Genomic DNA, 4,811 nt, shown 5'->3' with positions numbered 1-4,811 from the left:
TCGCAAACTATAACTTATCATTACTTTTATAGAGGTACCAAGTATTTTTCTCTGTAGCAGAAGAATATGAAGCTCTGCTATTCCCTATAGTGCAAATTGCTTAATGTTTAAGTTTATATCCCAACTACATTAAAGCATAAGCGGCGGTAGACACACCTCGAAATGGAGAGTAAACAAAAAGCCTGACCGTTTCGGGCCAGGCTTTGAAGTATAGGTAGACAGAAAAGGTTAGCCTACAGCCACCATTTCTTTGTCTTGTTCATTGTAAGATTCTGTCGGAGCGCAAGAGCAAACAAGGTTACGGTCACCGTACGCGCTGTCGATGCGGCTAACGGTTGGCCACATTTTGTTCTCGCGCAGGTATGGCGCAGGGTAAACTGCTTTCTCGCGGCTGTATGGGCGTTTCCAGTTTTCTACCAGCACAACTTCCTGTGTATGCGGTGCATGCTTCAGTACGTTGTTTTTCTGATCAGCTTTGCCCTCTTCTACCTCACGAATTTCTTCACGGATAGAGATCATGGCTTCGCAGAATTTATCCAGCTCTTCCTGTGCTTCAGATTCTGTTGGCTCTACCATTAGTGTACCAGCTACAGGGAAAGAAACCGTAGGAGCATGGTAGCCATAGTCCATCAATCGCTTTGCAATGTCTTCTACCTCCACGCCTGCTTTTTTAAAGCTACGGCAGTCTAAGATCATTTCGTGCGCGCAACGGCCGTTTTTACCAATGTACAGCACAGGGTAGTGCTTCTCTAAACGAGCTTTCAGGTAGTTCGCGTTCAGGATAGCCACCTTTGTAGCTTCTGTTAAACCTTCGCCGCCCATCATGGCAATGTAAGCATAAGAAATAGGCAGGATAGAAGCAGAACCCCAAGGAGCTGCAGAAACAGCAGGTATTGCTTTCTCGCCACCAGTTTTCACCACCGCATGTCCAGGCAGGAACGGAGCCAGGTCTTTCACCACACCGATAGGGCCCATGCCAGGACCACCGCCACCATGAGGTATACAGAAAGTCTTGTGCAGGTTCAGGTGGCAAACATCGGCACCAATATTGGCAGGCGAGGTTAAACCAACCTGTGCGTTCATGTTAGCACCGTCCATGTATACTCTACCGCCATTTTCGTGGATAATCTGGCAGATCTCAATGATGCTTTCTTCATATACACCGTGTGTAGATGGGTAAGTTACCATCAAGCAAGATAATTCATCTTTGTATTGCTCTGCCTTGGCACGCAGGTCAGCTACATCAATGTTGCCTTTCTCATCGCACTTCACAATCACCACTTTCATGCCCGCCATTACAGCAGAAGCAGGGTTGGTTCCGTGTGCAGAAGAAGGAATAAGAGAAACCGTACGGTGATGATCGCCACGCGATTCGTGGTAAGCACGAATTACCATTAGGCCAGCGTACTCGCCTTGTGCGCCAGAGTTTGGCTGCAGCGACATCGCATCAAAACCAGTTACTTCACACAACCAAGCTTCCAGGTCAGCAAATATCTGCTGGTAGCCTTTTGTCTGGTCGGCTGGGGCAAATGGGTGCAGGCTGCCAATCTCAGGCCACGTAATCGGAATCATTTCGGCTGTAGCGTTCAACTTCATGGTACAAGAGCCCAGCGAAATCATAGAGTGAACCAAAGAAATATCTTTGTTCTCCAGGTGCTTCATGTAGCGCAAAATCTCATGCTCTGAGTGGTGCTTGTTAAATACCTCCTGCTGCAGGAATTCGCTCTTACGAATTAGGCTATCAGACCAGGTAATTTCTGTTTCGCCTGGCAGTTCATCTATAGTAAGTACATCAGCAGACTTTCCAGCAACTTTGGCAAACACAGCCAAAATGTTTTTCACATCCTGCAGATCCGTGTTCTGGTGCAGCGATATACCAATGTAATTATTTTCCAGGTAACGGAAGTTTATGCCCGCTGCCTCAGCTTCCGTACGGATAGCTGCCTGCATGTCGGCACTTTCAACCGCTACTTTTATAGTATCAAAATATTGTGCATTCTGCTGCTCAAAACCTAAAGACTTAAGGCCATTGGTTAATTGCTGCGTAAGCGCGTGTATGTTCAGGCCGATATACTTCAGGCGACGTGACCCGTGGTAAACAGCATACATACCTGCAATAACTGCCAGTAGTACCTGAGCCGTGCAAATGTTAGAAGTCGCTTTCTCACGACGGATGTGCTGCTCACGAGTCTGCAGCGCCATGCGGTAAGCGCGCTTGCCCTGCGCATCTATCGAAATGCCGATGATTCGGCCTGGTATCACACGCTTGAAGGCATCCTTTGTAGCAAAGTAACCTGCATGCGGACCGCCAAAGCCCATCGGTACACCGAAACGTTGGGTAGAACCTACCACCACGTCGGCACCCATTTCACCTGGAGGTGTTAATAAAGTAAGAGAAAGCAAGTCAGCGGCAACTGCTACCAGCATTTCCTGCGCATGCGCCTGCTTTATAAAATCAGTATAGTCAAACACTTCACCGTCGGCAGCCGGATACTGTAGCAAAGCACCATATATAGTAGTGTCGTTCAGATCAGCTGTACGGTGGTCGCCTATTACCAGCTCAATATCAAGCGGTGTAGCGCGTGTATACAGTACATCTATTGTTTGCGGCAGTACCTGCTCCGATACGAAGAAACGGTTCGCGTTCTTGCGGGAGCCTTTGCGCTGTGCGTGCAACATCGTCATGGCTTCGGCAGCAGCAGTTGCTTCATCCAGCAAAGATGCATTCGCAATTTCCATTCCTGTCAGTTCCATCACCATTGTCTGGTAATTGATCAGCGCCTCCAAACGGCCCTGCGCAATCTCGGCTTGGTAAGGTGTATAGGCAGTGTACCAGCCTGGATTCTCCAGAATGTTACGCTGGATTACGGCAGGCAGAATAGTGTCGTGGTAGCCAAGACCTATGTACGATTTATATAGTTTGTTTTGCTTTGCGATGCTAGCAAACTTGTTCAGGAACTGGGTTTCTGTTAAGGCGGCAGGCAGGTTAAGCGGCTTCTTCAGGCGTATAGCCGAAGGAACAGTCTCCTCAATCAGTTGGTCTAAAGATTCAACCCCGATCGTGCGGAGCATTTCCTGCATCTGTTCTTTGTCGGGCCCGTTGTGGCGCTCCTTAAATACATCAGCAGGTTTTATTTTAAATATCATATATGATGAAGTATTGATTGGGAATGAATGGTTATGCTATTCTTTAAAATTTAAGGAGTTAAGCTTTGGCCGCTCTCGCAAGATTTCCGCAAAAGTATAGTTAATGTTTATTATATTGAAACACAAACGCTAAATACTTGAAGTATGTAGCGCTTATCTTACTAAGTTCATATCTTATACTTGCTGAGGCTATATCACAGCAAGCTTTACTGCTTGGCTAACACTTATTTTAGTATAAGAATTCATTATGCATCGGCCTATGAAAAAGCTGAAAGTAGGAATAATAAAAGAGGGCAAAGTGCCTGTTGATAAACGTGTGCCCCTTACTCCTAAAAAGTGCGTAGAGGCCCTAAAGGCTTTTACAGACCTAGAGTTAGTGGTACAGCCAAGTGATGTGCGTTGCTTTAAAGATGAGGAATACGCTGAGCTAGGTATAAAGCTGCAGCAAGACCTCAGCGATTGCGATGTACTACTAGGTGTAAAAGAGGTGCCCATTGATCTGCTTATACCTGATAAAACCTACTTTTTCTTCTCCCATACTATAAAGAAGCAGCCGCATAACGCAAAACTGCTGCGCGCGGTGCTAGCTAAAAACATCACGCTGATAGATTACGAAACACTAACCACCGCAAACGGGCAGCGGCTTGTAGCTTTTGGCCGCTATGCAGGTATAGTAGGAGCTTATAATGGCATACTGACTTATGGAAAGAAGTGGGACCTGTTCTCGTTGAAGCCAGCTTACCTCTGCCACGACATAGAGGATATGCAGGAGGAGTTTTTTAAAGTGAAACAGCTGCCGCCAGTAAAGATAGCCGTTACAGGAGGAGGGCGTGTGGCTGGCGGTGCTATGGAAGTGCTGGACTTGATGGGAATAAAAAAAGTAAGTGTATTCGACTACTTATATAAGCAGTTCGAGGAGCCCGTATACGCGCAACTGCATTCAGGCGATTATAATACACGTCCTGATGTAGAGGTATGGCATGCTCCCGATTTTTACGAGAATCCGCACCTCTATAAGTCCACCTTCCGTAAGTTTGCCCGCGTAACAGATATTCTTTTAGCCTGCTCATACTGGAACCCACGTGCGCCCAAGCTCTTTACTGAAGAAGAAGCACGCCAGCCAGACTTTAAAATCAATACCATTGCAGACATCACCTGCGATGTAAACGGCTCCATACCTTGCACCAAACGCTCCACCACTATACCTGATCCTGCTTATGATTATAATCCTGCGACAGGAGAGATGGAGCCAGCATATAGCAGAGGGAGTAACATTACTATAATGGCCGTAGATAACCTGCCCTGCGAACTCCCGCGGAATGCCTCCCGAGATTTCGGTCGCCACTTAATAGATAACGTATTCCCGCATCTGTTCAATGGCGATAAAGTAGGAGTGCTGGGAAGAGGAACAATAGCCAAAAGAGGAAAACTGACTGAGCGCTACAGTTACTTAAAAGACTATGCTGAAAGTGTTGTAGTAAAAGAGAGAGTATAGTAGTAAAAACTTTTAGTATATTATGAACTAAAGTGCGGCGGCGTTGGTTATCCCTAAGTGTCCGCGGCAGGCGGATACTGTGAAAGATCGGCAGACTGAAGGTATTCCAAAATTAATCTTTCTCCTTTACAGGCACTTAGGCCTCTGGAGTAGTTTATTTCAACCTTTG

The 4,811-nt window shown here is 46.5% G+C and carries 2 protein-coding genes; one reads left to right on the top strand and one right to left on the bottom strand.

Annotation, left to right across the window (positions count from 1 at the left end; genetic code table 11):
• Nucleotides 1–228 precede the first annotated feature (228 nt).
• Nucleotides 229–3,147 (bottom strand): aminomethyl-transferring glycine dehydrogenase, encoded by a 2,919-nt coding sequence (gcvP, locus tag LN893_RS20215; RefSeq protein WP_229973216.1) that lies wholly within the window; start codon nucleotides 3,145–3,147, stop codon nucleotides 229–231.
• A 259-nt stretch (nucleotides 3,148–3,406) separates the two neighbouring features.
• On the opposite strand from gcvP, the gene LN893_RS20210 reads away from it, so the two are divergent.
• On the top strand, nucleotides 3,407–4,642 hold the full coding sequence (locus LN893_RS20210; RefSeq protein ID WP_229973214.1) for an NAD(P)-dependent oxidoreductase: 1,236 nt from the start codon (nucleotides 3,407–3,409) through the stop codon (nucleotides 4,640–4,642).
• The last annotated feature ends 169 nt before the right edge of the window (nucleotides 4,643–4,811 follow it).

It is taken from the genome of Pontibacter harenae, from assembly GCF_020907245.1.
GTDB lineage: Bacteria > Bacteroidota > Bacteroidia > Cytophagales > Hymenobacteraceae > Pontibacter > Pontibacter harenae.
The sequence above is the reverse complement of the archived record's forward strand: the minus strand, read 5'-3'. Positions and strand labels throughout refer to the sequence as shown.